At 55.6% G+C, this 21,872-nt stretch carries 15 protein-coding genes and 1 riboswitch; of the genes, 9 read left to right on the top strand and 6 right to left on the bottom strand.

Features of this window, described 5'->3' with window-relative positions:
- The first annotated feature begins 137 nt into the window (after positions 1-137).
- Both rpoB and rpoC read left to right on the top strand, forming a co-directional pair.
- Positions 138-4,166, top strand: a complete 4,029-nt coding sequence (rpoB, locus tag HFD92_RS21115; protein ID WP_046100987.1) for a DNA-directed RNA polymerase subunit beta — start codon at positions 138-140, stop codon at positions 4,164-4,166.
- Between the two features lie 129 nt (positions 4,167-4,295).
- Entirely contained in the window at positions 4,296-8,519 is a 4,224-nt protein-coding gene (rpoC, locus tag HFD92_RS21110) for a DNA-directed RNA polymerase subunit beta' (RefSeq protein ID WP_009092657.1), read from the top strand.
- Positions 8,520-8,573: 54 nt separating this feature from the next.
- Here rpoC and HFD92_RS21105 read toward each other — a convergent pair whose 3' ends face one another.
- Complete coding sequence (locus HFD92_RS21105; protein WP_009092656.1) at positions 8,574-8,756, bottom strand: DUF1127 domain-containing protein; 183 nt, start codon at positions 8,754-8,756, stop codon at positions 8,574-8,576.
- Positions 8,757-8,930: 174 nt separating this feature from the next.
- Between HFD92_RS21105 and HFD92_RS21100 the strand changes: the two genes are divergently transcribed.
- Entirely contained in the window at positions 8,931-10,385 is a 1,455-nt protein-coding gene (locus HFD92_RS21100) for a PLP-dependent aminotransferase family protein (RefSeq protein ID WP_167429650.1), read from the top strand.
- 193 nt (positions 10,386-10,578) lie between these two features.
- Here the strand turns inward: HFD92_RS21100 and thiE are convergent, their stop codons facing one another.
- The 3 genes from thiE to HFD92_RS21085 form a co-directional block, all read right to left on the bottom strand.
- A complete protein-coding gene (gene thiE / locus HFD92_RS21095; protein WP_009092654.1) occupies positions 10,579-11,205 on the bottom strand; it encodes a thiamine phosphate synthase in 627 nt (208 codons plus the stop codon).
- 2 nt (positions 11,206-11,207) lie between these two features.
- A complete protein-coding gene (thiC, locus tag HFD92_RS21090; protein WP_009092653.1) occupies positions 11,208-13,130 on the bottom strand; it encodes a phosphomethylpyrimidine synthase ThiC in 1,923 nt (640 codons plus the stop codon).
- A gap of 87 nt (positions 13,131-13,217) precedes the next feature.
- Positions 13,218-13,318: riboswitch (TPP riboswitch) on the bottom strand.
- A 154-nt stretch (positions 13,319-13,472) separates the two neighbouring features.
- The gene (locus HFD92_RS21085) at positions 13,473-13,979 is read right to left on the bottom strand and encodes an Rsd/AlgQ family anti-sigma factor (protein ID WP_009092652.1); all 507 of its coding nucleotides are present in this window, start codon (positions 13,977-13,979) and stop codon (positions 13,473-13,475) included.
- An 89-nt stretch (positions 13,980-14,068) separates the two neighbouring features.
- Here HFD92_RS21085 and nudC point away from each other — a divergent pair, with 89 nt between their 5' ends.
- The 6 genes from nudC to HFD92_RS21055 all read left to right on the top strand — a co-directional run bounded on the left by nudC (position 14,069) and on the right by HFD92_RS21055 (position 18,465).
- On the top strand, positions 14,069-14,839 hold the full coding sequence (nudC, locus tag HFD92_RS21080; RefSeq protein ID WP_009092651.1) for an NAD(+) diphosphatase: 771 nt from the start codon (positions 14,069-14,071) through the stop codon (positions 14,837-14,839).
- Positions 14,840-14,879: 40 nt separating this feature from the next.
- Complete coding sequence (gene hemE / locus HFD92_RS21075) at positions 14,880-15,947, top strand: uroporphyrinogen decarboxylase (RefSeq protein WP_009092650.1); 1,068 nt, start codon at positions 14,880-14,882, stop codon at positions 15,945-15,947.
- 2 nt (positions 15,948-15,949) lie between these two features.
- Positions 15,950-16,618, top strand: a complete 669-nt coding sequence (nfi, locus tag HFD92_RS21070) for a deoxyribonuclease V (RefSeq protein WP_167429649.1) — start codon at positions 15,950-15,952, stop codon at positions 16,616-16,618.
- A gap of 63 nt (positions 16,619-16,681) precedes the next feature.
- Positions 16,682-17,272 (top strand): YjaG family protein, encoded by a 591-nt coding sequence (locus tag HFD92_RS21065; protein ID WP_009092648.1) that lies wholly within the window; start codon positions 16,682-16,684, stop codon positions 17,270-17,272.
- Between the two features lie 188 nt (positions 17,273-17,460).
- A complete protein-coding gene (gene hupA, locus HFD92_RS21060; protein WP_003850136.1) occupies positions 17,461-17,733 on the top strand; it encodes a nucleoid-associated protein HU-alpha in 273 nt (90 codons plus the stop codon).
- A gap of 69 nt (positions 17,734-17,802) precedes the next feature.
- Positions 17,803-18,465: a DUF1481 domain-containing protein gene (locus tag HFD92_RS21055; RefSeq protein ID WP_167429648.1), complete on the top strand. Its 663-nt coding sequence runs from the start codon at positions 17,803-17,805 to the stop codon at positions 18,463-18,465.
- A gap of 58 nt (positions 18,466-18,523) precedes the next feature.
- Here the strand turns inward: HFD92_RS21055 and purD are convergent, their stop codons facing one another.
- Complete coding sequence (gene purD, locus HFD92_RS21050) at positions 18,524-19,804, bottom strand: phosphoribosylamine--glycine ligase (protein ID WP_009092646.1); 1,281 nt, start codon at positions 19,802-19,804, stop codon at positions 18,524-18,526.
- Positions 19,805-19,823: 19 nt separating this feature from the next.
- Entirely contained in the window at positions 19,824-21,413 is a 1,590-nt protein-coding gene (purH, locus tag HFD92_RS21045; protein ID WP_046100994.1) for a bifunctional phosphoribosylaminoimidazolecarboxamide formyltransferase/IMP cyclohydrolase, read from the bottom strand.
- Positions 21,414-21,872: the final 459 nt, after the last annotated feature.

Here is a 21,872-nt window from a genome sequence, read left to right as displayed (position 1 = left end):
TGAAATGATTTAAGCGTGATAGAAAGAGGTATTGCACTGCTGCCGCGCAGCCAGTGAATCAAACAAAATCGTGTTGCATGAACTGTCCTGTCAGGACGGACAGCGTGGGTCGACTTGTCAGCTAGCTGAGGAACCCTATGGTTTACTCCTATACCGAGAAAAAACGTATTCGTAAGGATTTTGGTAAACGTCCACAAGTACTGGACATACCTTATCTCCTTTCCATCCAGCTCGACTCGTTCCAGAAGTTTATCGAGCAAGATCCAGAAGGTCAGTACGGGCTGGAAGCTGCATTCCGCTCTGTATTCCCTATTGCGAGCTACAGCGGCAACTCTGAGTTGCAGTATGTGAGCTATCGCCTGGGCGAACCTGTCTTTGACGTGAAAGAGTGTCAGATCCGTGGCGTGACCTATTCGGCACCGCTGCGCGTGAAACTGCGTCTGGTGATCTATGAGCGCGAAGCGCCAGAAGGCACCGTAAAAGACATTAAAGAACAAGAAGTCTACATGGGCGAAATTCCGCTCATGACCGACAACGGTACCTTTGTTATTAACGGTACCGAGCGCGTTATCGTTTCTCAGCTGCACCGTAGTCCTGGCGTGTTCTTTGATAGCGATAAGGGTAAAACCCACTCTTCGGGTAAAGTGCTTTATAACGCACGTATCATCCCTTACCGCGGTTCATGGCTCGACTTTGAGTTTGACCCGAAAGATAACCTGTTTGTCCGTATTGACCGTCGTCGTAAGCTGCCGGCCACTATCATCCTGCGTGCGTTGCAGTTCACAACACCTCAGATCCTCGATCTCTTCTTCGAGAAAGTGGTGTTTGAAATTCGCGACAACAAGCTGCAGATGGAGCTGGTGCCTGAGCGCCTGCGCGGTGAAACCGCGACCTTCGATATCGAAGCGAACGGCACCGTTTACGTCGAAAAAGGTCGCCGCATTACTGCGCGTCATATTCGTCAGCTGGAAAAAGATGGCATTCAGCACATCGAAGTTCCGGTTGAATATATCGCGGGCAAAGTGGTTGCTAAAGACTACATCGATGAGAGCACCGGTGAGCTGATTGTTGCAGCGAACATGGAGCTGTCACTGGATCTGCTGGCCAAACTGAGCCAGTCGGGTCACAAACGCATCGAAACGCTGTTCACCAACGATCTGGACCACGGTCCATATATGTCTGAGACCCTGCGTGTTGACCCAACCAGCGATCGCCTGAGCGCACTGGTTGAGATCTACCGCATGATGCGTCCTGGTGAGCCGCCAACGCGTGAAGCTGCAGAGAACCTGTTCGAGAACCTGTTCTTCTCTGAAGATCGTTACGATCTCTCTGCCGTCGGCCGCATGAAGTTCAACCGTTCACTGCTGCGTGATGAAATCGAAGGTTCAGGTATCCTGAGCAAAGAAGACATCATTGAAGTGATGAAAAAACTGATCGACATCCGTAACGGTAAAGGCGAAGTGGACGATATCGACCACCTCGGCAACCGTCGTATTCGTTCAGTCGGTGAAATGGCTGAGAACCAGTTCCGTGTCGGCCTGGTGCGTGTTGAGCGTGCGGTTAAAGAGCGTCTCTCTCTGGGCGACCTCGATACGCTGATGCCACAGGACATGATCAACGCGAAGCCGATTTCGGCTGCGGTGAAAGAGTTCTTCGGTTCAAGCCAGCTTTCACAGTTTATGGATCAGAACAACCCGCTGTCAGAGATTACGCACAAACGTCGTATCTCTGCACTTGGCCCGGGTGGTTTGACGCGTGAGCGTGCCGGCTTCGAAGTGCGTGACGTACACCCAACGCACTACGGTCGTGTCTGCCCAATCGAAACCCCTGAAGGTCCGAACATCGGTCTGATCAACTCCTTGTCTGTTTATGCACAGACCAATGAGTATGGTTTCCTTGAGACGCCTTATCGTCGTGTTATCGACGGTCTGGTTTCTGACGAGATCCACTACCTCTCTGCTATTGAAGAGGGTAACTACGTTATCGCTCAGGCGAACGCCCCGCTCGATGAAAACGGCGCGTTTGTTGATGACCTGGTCACCTGCCGTAGCAAAGGCGAATCGAGTCTGTTCAGCCGCGATCAGGTTGACTACATGGACGTTTCCACCCAGCAGGTGGTTTCTGTCGGTGCATCCCTGATCCCGTTCCTGGAACACGATGACGCCAACCGTGCTCTGATGGGTGCGAACATGCAACGTCAGGCCGTTCCGACTCTGCGTGCAGATAAGCCGCTGGTTGGTACCGGTATGGAACGTGCTGTTGCCGTTGACTCCGGTGTTACTGCCGTCGCCAAACGTGGTGGTACCGTTCAGTATGTTGATGCATCACGTATCGTTATCAAAGTTAACGAAGATGAGATGTACGCGGGCGAAGCCGGTATCGACATCTATAACCTGACCAAATATACCCGTTCAAACCAGAACACCTGCATCAACCAGATGCCATGTGTCTCTCTGGGTGAGCCGGTTGAGCGCGGAGACGTGCTGGCAGATGGCCCGTCCACCGATCTGGGTGAACTGGCGCTGGGCCAGAACATGCGTGTCGCGTTCATGCCGTGGAACGGTTACAACTTCGAAGACTCCATCCTGGTCTCCGAGCGTGTGGTTCAGGAAGATCGCTTTACCACCATTCACATCCAGGAACTGGCTTGCGTGTCGCGTGACACCAAACTGGGGCCGGAAGAGATTACCGCTGATATCCCGAACGTGGGTGAAGCTGCACTCTCTAAACTGGATGAGTCAGGCATCGTCTACATCGGTGCTGAAGTGACCGGTGGTGACATTCTGGTTGGTAAGGTTACCCCGAAAGGTGAAACCCAGCTGACGCCAGAAGAGAAGCTGCTGCGTGCGATCTTCGGTGAAAAAGCCTCTGACGTAAAAGATTCATCACTGCGCGTGCCGAATGGCGTGTCAGGTACCGTGATCGACGTTCAGGTCTTTACCCGCGATGGCGTGGAAAAAGACAAGCGTGCGCTCGAAATCGAAGAGATGCAGCTGAAGCAGGCTAAGAAAGACCTGTCTGAAGAGCTGCAGATCCTGGAAGCGGGCCTGTTCAGCCGTATCCAGAGCGTCCTGATCGCAGGTGGCGTTGAAGCAGACAAGCTGGACAAGCTGCCGCGCGAGCGCTGGCTGGAGCTGGGTCTGACTGATGAAGCCAGACAAAACCAGCTGGAGCAGCTGGCAGAGCAGTACGACGAACTGAAGCACGAGTTTGAGAAAAAACTCGAAGGCAAGCGCCGTAAGATCACCCAGGGCGACGATCTGGCACCGGGCGTGCTGAAAATCGTTAAGGTTTATCTGGCCGTTAAACGTCAGATCCAGCCTGGTGATAAGATGGCAGGTCGTCACGGTAACAAAGGTGTTATCTCTAAGATCAACCCAATCGAAGACATGCCTTACGATGAGAACGGTACGCCGGTCGACATCGTACTGAACCCGCTGGGCGTACCATCGCGTATGAACATCGGTCAGATCCTTGAGACACACCTGGGGATGGCAGCGAAGGGCATTGGTGAGAAAATCAACGCCATGCTGAAGAAGCAGGAAGAAGTCGCGAAACTGCGCGAATTCATCCAGCGTGCCTATGACCTGGGAAGCGATCTGCGTCAGAAAGTTGATCTGAACACCTTCTCCGACGACGAAGTGCTGCGCCTGGCAGAGAACCTGAAAAAAGGTATGCCAATCGCAACGCCGGTGTTTGATGGCGCGAAAGAGAGCGAAATCAAAGAGCTGTTACAGCTCGGCGGTCTGCCTTCTTCCGGTCAGATTACCCTGTTTGACGGCCGCACCGGTGAACAGTTCGAACGTCAGGTAACCGTTGGCTACATGTACATGCTGAAACTTAACCACCTGGTTGATGACAAGATGCATGCACGTTCTACCGGTTCCTACAGCCTGGTTACTCAGCAGCCGCTGGGTGGTAAGGCGCAGTTCGGTGGTCAGCGCTTTGGTGAGATGGAAGTATGGGCACTGGAAGCATACGGTGCCGCGTATACCCTGCAGGAAATGCTTACCGTTAAGTCTGATGACGTCAACGGCCGTACCAAGATGTATAAAAACATCGTTGACGGCAACCATCAGATGGAACCGGGCATGCCGGAATCCTTCAACGTACTGTTGAAAGAGATTCGCTCGCTGGGTATCAACATCGAGCTGGAAGACGAGTAACCCCCATTTCAGGCTGTGGTTCGCCGCCGCCTGAAAGCGCAGGGTTTAAGCGCTCGCAATTGTACTGGTTACGGGGCGTTCAATTTCGGTTGGACGCCCCCTGAGTCTCACTCCGACGGGAGCTAATCCGTGAAAGACTTACTTAAGTTTCTGAAAGCGCAAACTAAGACCGAAGAGTTTGATGCGATCAAAATTGCGCTGGCTTCGCCAGACATGATCCGTTCCTGGTCTTTTGGTGAAGTGAAAAAGCCAGAAACCATTAACTACCGTACTTTTAAGCCAGAGCGCGATGGTCTGTTCTGTGCCCGTATCTTCGGGCCGGTAAAAGACTATGAGTGCCTGTGCGGTAAGTACAAGCGTCTGAAACACCGTGGTGTGATTTGTGAGAAGTGCGGCGTTGAAGTGACCCAGACTAAAGTACGCCGTGAGCGTATGGGCCACATCGAACTGGCGTCGCCGACTGCGCACATCTGGTTCCTGAAGTCACTGCCATCGCGTATCGGCTTGCTGCTGGATATGCCACTGCGTGACATCGAGCGCGTGCTCTACTTTGAATCTTACGTGGTAATCGAAGGTGGCATGACCAACCTCGAGAAGCGTCAGATCCTGACTGAAGAGCAGTACCTTGACGCACTGGAAGAGTTCGGTGACGAGTTCGACGCTAAAATGGGCGCCGAAGCGATCCAGGCCCTGTTGAAAAACATGGATCTGGACCAGGAGTGCGAGCAGCTGCGTGAAGAGCTGAACGAAACCAACTCTGAAACCAAGCGTAAAAAGCTGACCAAGCGTATCAAGCTGCTGGAAGCGTTCGTTCAGTCTGGTAACAAGCCAGAGTGGATGATCCTGACCGTGCTGCCTGTTCTGCCACCGGATCTGCGTCCGCTGGTTCCGCTGGATGGCGGACGTTTTGCTACGTCAGATCTGAACGATCTTTATCGTCGCGTGATCAACCGTAACAACCGTCTGAAGCGCCTGCTGGATCTGGCTGCGCCAGATATCATCGTGCGCAACGAAAAGCGTATGCTGCAGGAAGCAGTCGATGCACTGCTGGATAACGGTCGTCGCGGTCGTGCGATCACCGGTTCCAACAAGCGTCCGCTGAAATCGCTGGCTGACATGATCAAAGGTAAGCAGGGTCGTTTCCGTCAGAACCTGCTGGGTAAACGTGTCGACTACTCCGGTCGTTCGGTTATCACCGTGGGTCCATACCTGCGTCTGCATCAGTGCGGTCTGCCGAAGAAAATGGCACTCGAACTGTTCAAACCGTTTATTTACGGCAAGCTGGAACTGCGTGGCCTGGCCACCACCATCAAAGCCGCGAAGAAAATGGTTGAGCGCGAAGAAGCGGTTGTCTGGGATATCCTCGACGAAGTGATCCGTGAGCATCCGGTTCTGCTGAACCGTGCGCCTACGCTGCACCGTCTGGGTATTCAGGCTTTTGAACCGGTTCTGATCGAAGGTAAAGCTATCCAGCTGCACCCGCTGGTTTGTGCGGCATATAACGCCGACTTCGATGGTGACCAGATGGCTGTTCACGTTCCGCTGACGCTGGAAGCCCAGCTGGAAGCGCGTGCGCTGATGATGTCTACCAACAACATCCTGTCACCTGCGAACGGCGAGCCAATCATCGTTCCTTCTCAGGACGTTGTACTGGGTCTGTACTACATGACCCGTGACTGTGTTAACGCCAAAGGCGAAGGCATGGTACTGACTGGCCCGAAAGAAGCTGAGCGTATTTATCGCGCTGGCCTGGCCTCACTGCACGCTCGCGTTAAGGTGCGTATCACCGAACACGAGAAAAATGAGCAGGATGAGTGGGTTGCGAAAACCAGCCTGATCGACACCACGATTGGCCGTGCGATTCTGTGGATGATCGTGCCGAAAGGTCTGCCTTACTCCATCGTCAACCAGGCGCTGGGTAAAAAAGCGATCTCCAAAATGCTGAACACCTGTTACCGCATTCTGGGGCTGAAGCCGACCGTTATCTTTGCTGACCAGACCATGTACACCGGTTTCGCCTACGCAGCCCGTTCAGGCGCGTCAGTCGGTATCGACGACATGGTTATTCCAGAGAAGAAAGTGGAAATCATCACCGAAGCGGAAGCGGAAGTGGCTGAGATCCAGGAACAGTTCCAGTCTGGTCTGGTTACCGCGGGTGAACGTTATAACAAAGTCATCGATATCTGGGCCGCAGCCAACGAACGTGTTGCCAAGGCGATGATGGAAAACCTCTCTACTGAAACCGTGATTAACCGTGACGGCGAAGAAGAGAAACAGGTTTCCTTTAACAGCATCTTTATGATGGCCGACTCCGGTGCGCGTGGTTCTGCTGCACAGATTCGTCAGCTGGCCGGTATGCGTGGTCTGATGGCGAAGCCAGATGGCTCCATCATCGAGACGCCGATTACCGCGAACTTCCGTGAAGGTCTGAACGTACTCCAGTACTTCATCTCAACCCACGGTGCGCGTAAAGGTCTTGCGGATACCGCACTGAAAACCGCGAACTCCGGTTATCTGACGCGTCGTCTGGTTGACGTTGCCCAGGATCTGGTTGTGACCGAAGATGACTGTGGAACGCACGAAGGCATCATGATGACCCCGGTCATCGAAGGTGGCGACGTGAAAGAGCCACTGCGCGAACGCGTTCTGGGTCGTGTGACCGCGGAAGACGTTCTGAAGCCGGGCTCGGCTGACATTCTGGTTCCACGCAACACCCTGCTCGATGAGCACTGGTGTGACGTGCTGGAACTGAACTCAGTCGACAGCCTGAAAGTGCGTTCGGTCGTAGGTTGTGAAACTGACTTTGGTGTGTGTGCACACTGCTACGGTCGCGACCTGGCACGTGGTCACATCATCAACAAAGGTGAAGCGATCGGTGTTATCGCGGCACAGTCCATCGGTGAGCCGGGTACACAGCTGACGATGCGTACGTTCCACATCGGTGGTGCGGCATCACGTGCGGCTGCTGAATCCAGCATTCAGGTGAAGAACAAAGGTACCATCAAGCTGACCAACGCCAAGTCGGTAACGAACTCGGCAGGTAAGCTGGTGATCACCTCGCGTAACGTCGAACTGAAAATGATCGATGAATTTGGTCGTACCAAAGAGAGCTATAAAGTTCCTTACGGTTCTACCATGGCGAAAGGTGATGGTGAGCAGGTTGCAGCGGGCGAAACCGTAGCAAACTGGGATCCGCATACCATGCCAGTTATCACCGAAGTGGGCGGTTTCATTCGCTTCACCGACATGATTGACGGCCAGACCATTACCCGTCAGACAGATGACCTGACCGGTCTTTCTTCGCTGGTGGTGCTGGACAGTGCTGAACGTACGTCAGGCGGTAAAGATCTGCGTCCTGCGCTGAAAATTGTTGATGCCAGCGGCAACGACGTTCTGATCCCAGGCACTGATATGCCTGCTCAGTACTTCCTGCCGGGTAAAGCGATTGTTCAGCTGGAAGATGGCGTTAAGATCAGTGCCGGTGACACGCTGGCGCGTGTTCCGCAGGAATCTGGCGGTACCAAGGATATTACCGGTGGTCTGCCACGTGTTGCTGACCTGTTCGAAGCGCGTCGTCCGAAAGAGCCGGCTATCCTGGCTGAGATCAGCGGTATCATCTCCTTCGGTAAAGAGACCAAAGGTAAACGTCGTCTGGTCATCACGCCGCTGGATGGCAGTGAGCCATATGAAGAGATGATTCCGAAATGGCGTCAGCTGAACGTGTTCGAAGGTGAACGTGTTGAGCGCGGTGACGTGGTTTCCGATGGCCCAGAGTCTCCACATGACATCCTGCGCTTGCGTGGCGTGCATGCGGTGACCCGTTACATCACTAACGAAGTGCAGGAAGTTTATCGTCTGCAGGGCGTTAAGATTAACGATAAGCACATCGAAGTCATCGTTCGTCAGATGCTGCGTAAAGCGACCATCGTGAGCGCAGGAAGCACCGACTTCCTGGAAGGTGAGCAGGCTGAATTCTCTCGCATCAAGATCTCTAACCGTGATCTGGAAGCGAACGGAAAAGTTGGCGCAACCTTCGTACGTGACCTGCTGGGCATTACCAAAGCGTCACTGGCAACCGAATCGTTCATCTCTGCCGCATCGTTCCAGGAAACGACCCGTGTCCTGACCGAAGCAGCAGTAGCAGGTAAGCGTGATGAACTGCGCGGCCTGAAAGAGAACGTCATCGTGGGTCGTCTGATCCCGGCCGGTACCGGTTATGCATACCATCAGGATCGTATGCGCCGTAAAGCGGCGGGTGAAGTTCCGGCTGCACCGCAGGTGACTGCGGATGAAGCCTCAGCCAGTCTGGCTGAACTGCTGAACGCCGGCCTCGGCGGCAGCAAAGACGATTAATCGTCCTTCGCCTGATAAAAACCCTGCTTCGGCAGGGTTTTTTTTGTCTCTGATTCAGCCATTCCAGTCATTGCGGTCGATGCCGATATCTTTCAGCTGACTGTCACTCAGTCTCGACAGAATAGCGCGCGTTTCGCGCCGCAGCTGCCAGCGTCTGAAGCTGCGCCACAGATAACGGAGCAGAAGGTAAGGCGTAACGGCAAAAGGCTTAGCGGCGCGATTTTCATCATATCCCATGATCGTTTCCTCAATGATTGGCCTGAGCACTATTTTCCGGGGATACACCTGTATGATACAGACTCAAAAATCACCTTTTATTAACATACAGATTGAAGAGATCGCGATCTGAATGGTAAAAAAGGAGCCTGACTGTACTGGTCGCTCATCATCACGCTGGCAGGAGAGGATACAATGACCCGCTATGAACATCTGGCCACGTTGCTGGCACAGCGTATCGAACAGGGTTTTTTTCGCAGCGGGGAGCGTCTGCCCTCTGTGCGCAGCCTGAGTGCGGAACATGGGGTGAGTATCAGTACGGTGCAGCAGGCTTATCGCCTGCTGGAAGAGAAGCAGATGATTATCCCGCAGTCGCGCTCCGGCTATTTTGTGGCGTCGCACAAAGCCACGCCGCCGGTACCTGCGCTGACCCGTCCCGTGCAGCGGCCTGTTGAGGTGACGCAGTGGGACGCGGTGCTGGAGCTGCTCAACAGCCGGCTGGAAGATGACGTACTGCAACTGGGCAGCGGCATGCCCGATCTGACCCAGCCGACCCTGAAGCCGCTGTGGAAAGCCTTCAGCCGTCAGGCTCAGAAGCAGGAGGCTGGCCTGCTGAATTATGACACCCTCTATGGCGTTCTCGCGCTGCGGAAACAGGTTGCCCGGCTGGCGATCGATAGCGGCTGTCAGCTTACCGCCGATGATATTGTTATCACGACCGGCTGCCATGAAGCCTTATCGGTAGCCGTGCGGGCGGTCTGTGAACCGGGCGATATCATCGCCGTCGAGTCGCCCTCTTTTCACGGTATCATGCAAACCCTGCGTGGCTTTGGCATCCGGGCCATTGAGATTCCGACCGATGCGATAACCGGCATCAGTCTTGAGGCGCTGGAACTGGCTTTTGACCAGTGGCCCATTAAAGCGGTCATCGTTGTTCCGAACTGCAATAATCCGCTCGGCTTTATCATGCCTGAGGCGCGCAAGCGGGCGTTACTGGCGCTGGCGCAGCGTTTTGATGCGGCCATCATCGAAGATGACGTCTATGGTGAGTTAGCCTGGGAATATCCCCGTCCGCCCGCCATTAAGGCGCTCGATATGGATGGCCGGGTTCTGCTCTGCAGCTCCTTTTCAAAAACGCTGGCGCCAGGTCTGCGGGTTGGCTGGGTGGCACCCGGCCGTTATCGCGACCGCGTGCTGCACATGAAATATATCGTCACAGGCTCTACGGCTACGCAGCCTCAGCATGCTGTTTCCGAGTTTATCCGCCAGGGGCATTATCAGCCTCATTTGCGCCGGATGCGGCAGATCTATCACCGCAACTATGAAACTTTCAGCTGCTGGGTGCGCCACTACTTTCCCTGCGGTATCTGCGTCTCTCGTCCTCAGGGCGGTTTTATGATGTGGATAGAACTTCCTGAAGCGTTTGACGCCGTCCGGCTTAACCGCGAACTGCGCGAGTCAAAAATCCAGATTGCCGTCGGCTCACTCTTTTCAGCATCGGGGAAATATCGCAACTGTCTGCGTCTGAACTTTGCGCTGCCCATCACCGATCAGACGGAACAGGCGCTGGCACGGCTGGGTGCGGCCGTGGAACGCGCCATGCTCTCCTGTCAGCATGAGACGTCTGCTTCCGCTCCCGATGTCGCTTAACCCGAAGAAGAAGCAGGGCCGGCAAGAGGAGGGAACCGGCCCTGGTCAGATAACCTTCACCTGACGACGGCCACGTTAAAGTACCGGTTCAGGAGGTGCCACCCTCAGCCTCTGCTTCTGCGCGCCGCTTTCCCGGAAAGTGGTGGACGTTACCGCATTTGCCGCCAGGATGCGGGACAGGTTCCGGAAATCGCTATCCGTGAGGCTCTGCCAGCGCCAGCAGGGTACGCGTGGCTTCACGCCAGTCATCTGCCTGGGTAATCGCACTCACCACAGCAATGCTGCCCACGCCGGTTGCCAGGACTTCCGGTGCCCGGGCAATCGAGATACCGCCAATCGCTACGGTGGGGATGTGCGTCAGGCGTGCCAGGTGCCGCTTCAGTTGTTCCACGCCCTGAGGCGCAGAAGGCATCGCTTTGGTCTGCGTCGGGAAGATATGTCCCAGTGCAATGTAAGAGGGCTGGATCGCCAGGGCGCGATCCAGCTCGGTATCATCATGGGTGGAGATCCCGAGCCGCAATCCTGCCTGGCGAATCCGGGCGAGATCGGCAACATCCAGATCTTCCTGACCCAGATGCACACCATAGGCGTCATGTCTGATCGCCAGCTCCCAGTAATCATTGATAAACAGGCGCGCATCGTAGCGTTTGCCCAGCGCTATCGCCTGAGCAATCGCGGGTTCGGCAATCTCATCGGGCTGATCTTTTATGCGCAGCTGCAACGTGCGCACGCCCGCCGTCAGCAGGCGTTCAATCCAGGCGGGGCTGTCAACCACCGGATAGAGCCCCAGGCGCGGGGCGGTAGCAGGAAAGGCAGACATGGTTACTCCTCCTCAATAACATCGGCAGAGTGATAAAGCTCCCCCCCGCGGCTGCGGAAATGCTCTGACATCCGGGCCATGCCCACTTCCACCGGTTCAGCACGGCTATCCTGGCGTGCCGCAAACTCGCGCACCTCCTGAGAAATCTTCATTGAGCAGAATTTAGGGCCGCACATTGAACAGAAATGGGCCACTTTGCCTGATTCCTGCGGCAGGGTTTCATCGTGCATGGCGCGGGCGGTGTGAGGGTCCAGCGCCAGGTTGAACTGATCTTCCCAGCGGAATTCAAAGCGCGCTTTGGACATGGCGTTATCGCGGATCTGCGCGGCGGGATGGCCTTTAGCCAGGTCGGCAGCATGTGCCGCGATTTTGTAGGTGATCAGCCCCTGTTTGACATCCTCTTTGTTCGGCAGCCCCAGATGCTCTTTAGGTGTGACGTAACAGAGCATGGCGCAGCCAAACCAGCCAATCATGGCGGCCCCGATTCCGGAGGTAAAGTGGTCATAGCCCGGTGCGATGTCGGTGGTCAGCGGGCCGAGGGTGTAGAAGGGGGCCTCATCGCACAGGTCGAGCTGTTCGGTCATGTTGCGGCGGATCATATGCATCGGCACATGGCCCGGCCCTTCAATCATCACCTGCACATCATACTCCCAGGCAATACGGGTCAGTTCGCCCAGGGTACGCAGCTCAGCGAACTGCGCTTCATCGTTCGCATCCTGAATCGAACCCGGCCGCAGACCATCGCCCAGCGACAGCGACACATCGTAAGCGGCGCAGATTTCACAAATCTCCCGGAAATGCTGATAAAGGAAGTTCTCCTGATGATGCGACAGACACCATTTCGCCATGATCGATCCGCCGCGCGACACGATCCCGGTCAGCCGCTTCGCCGTCATCGGGACATAACGCAGCAGGACGCCAGCGTGTATCGTGAAGTAATCCACCCCCTGTTCCGCCTGCTCAAGCAGCGTGTCGCGGAAAACGTCCCAGTTCAGCGCCTCGGCCACGCCGTTCACTTTTTCCAGTGCCTGATAGATCGGCACGGTGCCGATGGGGACCGGGCTGTTCCGCAGAATCCACTCGCGCGTTTCATGAATATAGCGGCCGGTAGAGAGATCCATCACCGTATCGGCCCCCCAGCGCGTCGACCAGACCAGTTTTTCCACTTCCTCTTCGATGGAGGAGGTGACCGCCGAGTTACCGATATTGGCATTCACCTTAACCAAAAAGTTGCGGCCGATGATCATCGGCTCCGATTCCGGGTGATTGATATTGGCAGGGATGATGGCCCGTCCGGCTGCCACCTCCTGCCGCACAAACTCCGGTGTGATACTGGCTGGCAGATGCGCGCCAAAACTGTGGCCCGGATGCTGTTGCAGCAGCACTTCACTGCGAATCCGTTCACGGCCCATATTTTCCCGCAGTGCAATAAACTCCATTTCCGGGGTGATGATCCCCTGGCGGGCATAATGGAGCTGGGTGACGCGGCGGCCTGCACAGGCCCGGCGCGGCGTCGGTAAGTGATCGAAGCGCAGATGGTCCAGCCCCTCATCAGCCAGCCGTTGCTGGGTGTAGCCGGAACTGTTTTGTGGCAGGTATTCGCTGTCATCGCGTTCCGCTATCCAGCGGGCGCGCAGTTTTTCCAGGCCGCGATGAACATCGATCTGTGCCGCGGGATCGCCATAGGCACCTGCCGTGTCGTAAACCGGCACCGCTTCGTTTGGCTCATAGGTCGGCTGGGCTTTGCTGCCACCGGTGTGGGTCGGGCTTAGCGTGATCTCGCGCATCGGAACGCGAATATCGTCACGGCTGCCGGTTATCCAGATGCGACGGGACTGGGGAAATGCACTGCCGCTTTGCAGCGAATCGATAAATTCCTGCGCCTGGGCACGTTGTTCACGACGGGTCATTTTTGGGTCAGACATAGCAATCTTCCTGTTCAGGGGGAACGATGCTTGTCCGGAGTTCGGAAGGAGTAGCGGTATCGGCAGCATAAGAATGCTGGCATACCGTAAAAATTTACTCTTGTTCCCTTCGCAGGTTCTAACCTGATCAGGTTCCGCGGATCCCGAATTAACGGTCTCAGCCCGGCTGGGCACTCCGACAAGAAGCGCTTTTTACGCACCAATCTGACCGGCAGATCGGGCGTAAAAATCGTGTTTTTCACAGCAAAAAAACAAAAAAGGTTCGTCGGCGTAGTGGCCTCGGAACCTCTTCAGCATAAAAGGGCGAGTGGATAATCTCAACCCTTTTGGTGGTGATACCGGTTAAGCGGGACGGGCAATCTGACTGTCATTGGCAACCGGCGGGGTAGCCAGCTGATTATCCCATGCCAGCTGGATCAGCTTATCTTCCAGCGTGAAGCGCGACTCCAGCACTTCGCCCACTTCTGAAAGCGCCTGCTGGAAAGTCATGCAGTTTTCATCGTCTATCGCCTGTTGCAGGTGACCATCATAGAGCTGCATCAGCCGCTCGGTGTTGGCTTCCAGTGGCGGATAGATCTGCGCAGCCGCAATCATCGGGCTGTCACCGTTCATTTCACTGATAACACGTTCATAGATACTGAAGTGACCGGCCGAAAGATAATCGACCAGGCTGTGACAGAAGTTGTCCAGCGCCTGCTCATCGAGACGGGTCAGGGCTTCTTTGTTGGGCTTCAGGCCGACCAGATGATAATAGGTCACCAGCAGCTGGCGACGGGCTTCGAGCCAGGAATCGACCAGCTCATTACTGCCACCTACGCGTTCAGCCAGGACGTTTAACTGGTTAAGCATATCTGACTCCATGTGAGTTATAGTTGTTTATCAACACACTTAACATCAGGGCTTCAGCGTACGATTTGACGCTAAGGATGACGAAATAAATGCAATGCGAAATCTCAAGCGTAGACGCTGGATGGTGGATTGTCAGCCATGAACAGAAACTTTGGTTGCCACAAGGTGATTTACCCCACGGAAACGCCGAAAATTTTGGTCTGACTGGCAGTAAAGCACGCCTTATCGGAGAGTGGCAGGGCGAAAATGTCTGGCTGATTTGTGCGTCACGCTCTGCCGATATGTTCTCCGTGCGGCAGTTGATCGATCAGGATGTCGGACTGTTTCAGCTGGCGGGGCGGGGTGTGCAGCTGGCGGAGTTTTACCGCTCTCATCGCTGGTGCGGCTACTGCGGCCATGAAATGCATCACAGCAGGCATGAATTTGCCTGCCTGTGCAGTCATTGCCGTGAGCGTTACTATCCGCAAATCGCCCCCTGCATTATCGTGGCTATCCGTCGTGGTGATGAAATCCTGCTGGCAAATCATGCCCGCCATCGCAACAAGGTCTATACCGTGCTGGCCGGCTTTGTGGAGGTCGGTGAGACGCTGGAGCAGGCCGTAGCCCGCGAAGTGATGGAGGAGAGCAACATCCGCGTCAAAAACGTGCGCTATGTGACCTCTCAGCCGTGGCCCTTTCCGCAATCCCTGATGACCGCCTTCATGGCGGAGTATGACAGCGGCGATCTGCAGCATGATGGCAAAGAGCTGCTGGATGCGGCCTGGTTCCGTTTTGATGACCTTCCCCTGCTGCCTCCACCCGGCACCGTGGCACGCCGCCTGATTGAAGATACCGTCGCCCTGTGCCGCGCTGAAGTGTGAAAGTGCTACACTACACGCCTGTTATTGAGAGAGTGTTGAGATGAGTGAACTGAAGAACGATCGTTATTTGCGTGCCCTGTTACGTCAGCCGGTGGATGTCACGCCGGTATGGATGATGCGACAAGCCGGGCGCTATTTGCCGGAGTACAAAGCGACACGCGCCCAGGCGGGTGATTTTATGTCGCTGTGTAAAAACGCCGAGCTGGCCTGTGAAGTCACCCTGCAGCCGCTGCGTCGTTTTCCGCTGGATGCCGCCATCCTCTTCAGTGACATCCTGACGATTCCGGATGCGATGGGACTGGGACTCTATTTTGAAACTGGCGAAGGCCCGCGTTTCTCAAACCCTGTAACCTGCCGCGCTGACGTTGATCGCTTGCCGGTGCCCGATCCGGAGATGGAGCTGGGCTATGTGATGAATGCGGTTCGCACCATCCGCCGCAATCTCAATGGCGAGGTGCCACTGATCGGCTTCTCCGGCAGTCCATGGACGCTGGCCACCTACATGGTGGAAGGCGGCAGCAGCAAAGCGTTTACCCGAATCAAAAAGATGATGTATGCCGAGCCTGCTACGCTGCATGCGATGCTGGATAAGCTGGCTGACAGCGTCATTCTCTATCTCAATGCGCAGATTCGCGCAGGTGCCCAGTCGGTGATGGTCTTCGATACCTGGGGCGGCGTGCTGACCGGCCGTGACTACCGCGAGTTCTCCCTTCACTACATGCACAAAATTGTTGATGGCCTGCTGCGTGAAAATGATGGCCGCCGCGTGCCGGTGACGCTGTTCACCAAAGGCGGTGGACAGTGGCTGGAAGCGATGGCCGCCACCGGCTGTGATGCGCTGGGTCTCGACTGGACCACCGACATTGACGATGCGCGCCGTCGCGTGGGCGATAAAGTCGCGCTGCAGGGCAATATGGATCCCTCTATGCTCTATGCGGCACCTGAGCGTATTGAGCAGGAAGTGGCCGGTATTCTGGAGCGCTTTGGTTCCGGCACCGGCCATGTCTTTAATCTGGGGCACGGCATTCATCTGGATGTGCCGCCGGAAAATGCCGGTGTCTTTGTTGATGCTGTACATCGTTTATCGCGTCCCTGGCATCAGGAGTAATCATGGATATTGCCGCACTTCGCGCTGAGCAGTTACAACGCGCCGCTGACGTGGTGCGTGACGATGATTTTGATGTATTGCCGCCTCGCTATATCGGCGGGGCCGACGTAGGTTTTGAGCAGGAAGGCACGATCACACGCGCAGCGATGGTAATCCTGGAGTACCCATCGCTTCGGCTGGTGGAGCATCGCATCGCGCGTATTGAGACGACGATGCCCTATATCCCGGGCTTTCTCTCCTTCCGGGAATATCCGGCCCTGATGGCCGCCTGGGAGATGCTGGAGCAGAAGCCGGACCTGCTGTTTGTGGATGGACACGGAATTTCGCATCCCAGACGGCTCGGCGTTGCCTCGCATTTTGGTCTGCTGGTGGATGTGCCTACTATCGGGGTCGCGAAAAGCCGGCTGTGTGGTCGTTTTGCCGATCTGGATGCGCAACCGGGCAGCCGCCAGCCGCTGATCGACAAAGGTGAGCAGATTGGCTGGGTATGGCGCAGCAAGCAACGCTGCAACCCAGTGTTCGTCGCCACCGGCCACCGTGTCAGCCTGGATACTGCGCTGCAGTGGGTCGAAAACTGTACGCGCGGTTACCGTTTGCCGGAACCCACCCGCTGGGCCGATGCAGTGGCGTCGAACCGTTCCGCTTTCCAGCGCTGGCAAAACGCGCTTTAACACTGTTTGTGCTGCGCTTTTGCAGTTACACTGCGGCCAGCGAAACGAATAAGAGCCACCTTTATGTTACAAAATCCCGTTCATCTGCGTCTGGCGAAGCTGGAAAGCTGGCAGCATCTGACGTTTATGGCCTGCCTGTGCGAGCGTATGTATCCCAACTATCGCGCATTCTGCGAGCAGACTGAATTTGCCGATCCGGCACTCTATCGCCGCATCCTTGATCTGATCTGGGAAAACCTGACGGTCAAAGATGCGAAGATTAACTTCGACAGCCAGCTGGAAAAGCTCGAGGCTGCCATTCCCGATGGCGATGCGTTTGAGGTCTATGGCGTCTATCCGGCTATCGATGCCTGCGTGGCCCTGAGCGAAGTGTTACATGCCCAGCTGAGTGGTGAAACGCTGGAGCATGCGATTGAAGTCAGCAGGACATCCATTACGACGGTTGCCATGCTGGAAATGACACAGGCTGGACGCGAAATGACCGATGAGGAGCTGCGTGAAAACCCGGCTATCATCGATGAGTGGGACCTCCAGTGGGAGATTTTCCGCCTGCTGGCGGAGTGTGAAGAGCGCGACCTTGAATTGATTAAAGGTCTGCGATCTGACCTGCGTGAAGCGGGAATAAGTAACATCGGTATAAATTTCCAGCAGTAAGGCGATAAAACGTGACTTCAGGCCCGAATTAGCGCGCCTGGAGGCTTCACATTGGCCCCCTCTCTGGTCTACATTTGGGGGGCTGAAAATTGTGGCTATCGGTGCGTGCAGGCAGAAGAGTGCCAGAATATGGCTTTTCCCTCGCACTCGTTGCTTAGCAAGCGATAAATACACTTTAAGGATAACTTATGAACAAGACTCAACTGATTGATGTGATCGCAGAAAAAGCTGACCTGTCTAAAACCCAGGCTAAGGCAGCGCTGGAATCTACTCTGGCTGCGATCACTGAGTCTCTGAAAGATGGTGATGCTGTACAACTGGTTGGTTTTGGTACTTTTAAAGTGAACCACCGCGCTGAGCGTACCGGTCGTAACCCGCAGACTGGCAAAGAGATCAAAATCGCTGCAGCAAACGTACCGGCATTCGTGTCTGGTAAAGCGCTGAAAGACGCCGTTAAGTAAGACGTCGCACTGCGGTTAAGCTTTAAAACAGGGGGCGTTTCGCCCCTTTTGTTTAAGAGGCCAGCCATCATGATCCCGCTGTTTCAGCGTTTAGCTGTTCTGTTTCTCTCCCTGTTTCTGTTTAGCTGCAGCTCTGTTCCGGATATTCCCCCCTTTTCTGCCAGTGGCTATCTTGCCGATCGTGGTGTTGTGCGCATCTGGCGTAAAAACAGCGATCACCAGTCTGTCCATATTCGTACGATCTACACGCCGTTCAGTGGCGGTGAGGGCGAGGTGACCGATTATGTCTGGCTGGAAGAGGCGCTGATCAGCGTTCAGCGCCAGGTAAAAGGGAAGCAGCCTGATGATGTCACCCTGCGCTTTGACCAGGCGGGCGGCCTCAACTTTATGCAGCGTCAGCTGTCAGACCGGCGTGAAGCCGTGAGTGCGGATGCGGTAGAACTCTATAAGTTTGACGCTCAGCGGATGCGTAATCTTAGTGATGCGCTGTTAAGCGGTCGGGTATTCCTGAGGCAGGGACACTGGCTGGGCAACAATCTGCTGGAGAGTTGTGAAGGTCAGCAGGTCAGGCCCGCTTTTGATGCTGATGCTCTGCGGATACTGACACAGCAGCAGCGCAGCGCCCCGGCACCGCTGATGGTGTCATGGCTGGACGCGCCGGAGGGCATTCAGCTGTTGCGGATCAGTCAGCAGGATGAGTGCGCGCAGCAGCCGACAGAAGATGATATGTAAAAATAAGACAGAAGATGATATGTAAAAATAAAAAGGGGGCACCCGGTGCCCCCTGAACTTATTTGCGATTAATGGCGCGATAGCCAATATCGCGGCGGCAGAAGCTGCCCTGCCACGAGATGGGCTGTGTCAGCGCATAAGCCCGCTTCTGTGCCGCAGCGACATCCTCACCCAGTGCGGTAACGCACAGCACGCGGCCACCGCTGGTCAGCACCCGATCCTCTTCCAGCCGGGTTCCGGCGTGAAAGACCTTACCGTCCGCAACCTCTTCCAGTGGCAGACCGTGGATCTGATCACCCTGACTGTAGTCACCCGGATAACCGCCCGCCGCCAGTACCACACCGAGCGCAGGACGCGGATCCCACTGGGACGTTTTCTGATCCAGTTTACCCTCGCAGGCGGCCAGGCAAAGATCGACCAGATCCGACTGCAGGCGCAGCATGATCGGCTGGGTTTCCGGATCGCCGAAGCGGCAGTTGAATTCGATCACTTTCGGCTGCCCGGTGCGATCGATCATCAGACCGGCGTAGAGAAAACCGGTGTAAACGTTGCCTTCAGCAGCCATGCCGCGCACCGTCGGCCAGATAACCTGATCCATGACGCGCTGGTGGATCTCATCGGTGACGACCGGCGCCGGGGAGTAGGCACCCATTCCGCCGGTGTTCGGACCGGTATCACCATCGCCTACGCGTTTATGATCCTGGCTGGTGGCCATTGGCAGCACATGCTCGCCGTCGACCATCACAATAAAGCTGGCTTCTTCGCCATCCAGAAACTCTTCGATCACAATGCGATGTCCGGCGTCGCCAAAGGCATTACCGGCCAGCATATCCTGAACGGCTTCTTCTGCTTCCTGCAGCGTCATCGCCACAATGACGCCTTTACCGGCGGCCAGGCCGTCAGCTTTAATGACGATAGGCGCGCCTTTCTCACGCAGATACGCGAGAGCCGGCTCGACCTCGGTAAAGTTCTGGTATGCCGCGCTGGGGATCTGATGGCGCGCCAGGAAATCTTTGGTAAAAGCTTTTGAGCCTTCCAGCTGTGCGGCAGCCTGAGTCGGGCCAAAAATAGTCAGCCCAGCCTGACGGAATGCATCCACCACGCCAATGACCAGCGGTGCTTCCGGTCCGACAATGGTCAGATCGATCTTCTCGCGCTGGGCAAAATCCAGCAGGGCAGGGATATCGGTCGCACTGATTGCGACATTCTGCAGCGCAGGCTCTAATGCCGTACCGGCGTTACCTGGCGCAACAAAGACAGTTTCTGCCAGCGGCGACTGTGCTGCTTTCCAGGCCAGCGCGTGTTCACGTCCGCCGTTACCAATCACTAAAATTTTCATCTGTTACTCTCCGGAACGATTAATGACGGAAGTGGCGCATATCGGTAAAGATCATGGCAATGCCGTGCTCATCCGCCGCCGCAATCACCTCTTCATCGCGGATAGAGCCGCCAGGCTGAATCACACAGCTCACGCCCACCGCAGCGGCTGCATCAATACCGTCGCGGAATGGGAAGAACGCATCTGACGCCATGGCAGAACCTTTCACTTCCAGTCCTTCATCGCCCGCTTTAATACCGGCAATTTTAGCGGAGTAGACGCGGCTCATCTGGCCGGCACCAATCCCGATCGTCATCCCGTCACGCGCATAGACAATGGCGTTGGATTTAACAAACTTCGCGACCTTCCAGCAGAAGAGGGCATCACGCAGCTCCTGCTCCGATGGCTGACGCTTGCTGACCACGCGCAGCTGGCTGGCATCGACCATACCGAGATCGCGATCCTGAACCAGCAGGCCACCGTTGACGCGTTTGAAATCCAGCGCTGCCGTGCGGTTTTGCCACTGGCCGCAGATCAGGACACGGACATTCTGTTTCGTGGCGGTAATCTTCAGCGCGGCCTCGGAAACGGCTGGCGCGATGATCACCTCAACGAACTGGCGGCTGATAATGGCCTGTGCTGTCGCTTCATCCAGCTCGCGGTTAAAGGCGATGATGCCCCCGAACGCAGAGGTAGGGTCGGTCTGGTAAGCACGGTCATAGGCTGACAGCAGGTCGTCGCCGGTCGCAACGCCACAGGGGTTAGCATGTTTAACAATGACGCAGGCGGGGTCACTGAACTCTTTGACACACTCGAGTGCAGCATCCGTGTCAGCGATATTGTTATAGGAGAGCGCTTTGCCCTGAACCTGTTGCGCGGTGGCAACCGAGGCTTCAGCAACCTGCTCTTCTATATAGAAGGCCGCCTGCTGGTGGCTGTTTTCGCCGTAACGCATATCCTGCTTCTTGATGAAGTTCAGATTCAGGGTACGCGGGAAGCGACCTGCAGGCTGATTGCGTTCACCGTGATAGGCGGGCACCAGACTACCAAAGTAGTTCGCGATCATACCGTCGTAAGCGGCGGTGTGTTCAAACGCTTTGATCGCCAGATCGAAACGGGTGTCGAGCGTCAGGCCGTTCTGGTGGGCATCCATTTCAGCAATGATGGCGTCGTAGTCGCCGCTGCTGACCACGATGGCCACATCTTTGTGGTTCTTGGCGGCAGAGCGCACCATGGTCGGGCCGCCGATATCAATGTTTTCTACTGCGTCTTCCAGTGAGCATCCTTCACGGGCAACGGTCTGGGCAAAGGGATAGAGATTAACGACCACCATGTCGATAGGGCTGATGTCATGCTGCGCCATGATGGCATCATCCTGGCCGCGACGACCCAGAATGCCGCCATGCACTTTCGGATGCAGGGTTTTGACGCGTCCATCCATCATTTCCGGGAAACCGGTGTAATCAGAGACTTCTGTGACAGCCAGACCCGCATCCGCCAGCAGGCGAGCGGTTCCACCTGTGGAGAGTAGTTCGACACCGCGACTGGAGAGCGCCTGAGCAAATTCGAGGATGCCGGCTTTGTCAGAGACACTGAGCAAGGCGCGGCGTACAGGACGAGGTTGTTGCATGGTGGTTTATCCCTTGGCTTTGTTTCGCGTATAGAAGAGCGTTACATCAGGTTTTACAGCGGTTTTCTCTTCTATATAAGAAGGAAAGATCAAAAACCTCAGGTAACGCCCCTAAAAGGGGAGTCCGTCATATTGCCCGGCATTGTAGCGAAAACGTTTGCGTGATGCTCGCCTAAATTTGCCAGGCCTTGCGAATGTGGATAACGCTGTGTGTAACTGCGTATAACAGCGACTTTTGCTGTGGAATGCAGCGAACGCGCTTTTTTCTGCAATTTATGGGTTGCGCCTGTCTGACAACTCCCTATAATGCGCCTCCATCGACACGGCACAACGGCTTACGGAATGCGGTGTTGAGAGGTTCAGGAGACTGAGCCGCCGGAGAAAAAACTTCTGAAAAAGAGGTTGACTCTGAAGGAGGAAAGCGTAATATACGCCACCTCGCGACAGGACGCTAACGCA

Source organism: Pantoea sp. EKM101V (assembly GCF_011800325.1).
Lineage (GTDB): Bacteria > Pseudomonadota > Gammaproteobacteria > Enterobacterales > Enterobacteriaceae > Pantoea > Pantoea anthophila.
The sequence above is the reverse complement of the archived record's forward strand: the minus strand, read 5'-3'. Positions and strand labels throughout refer to the sequence as shown.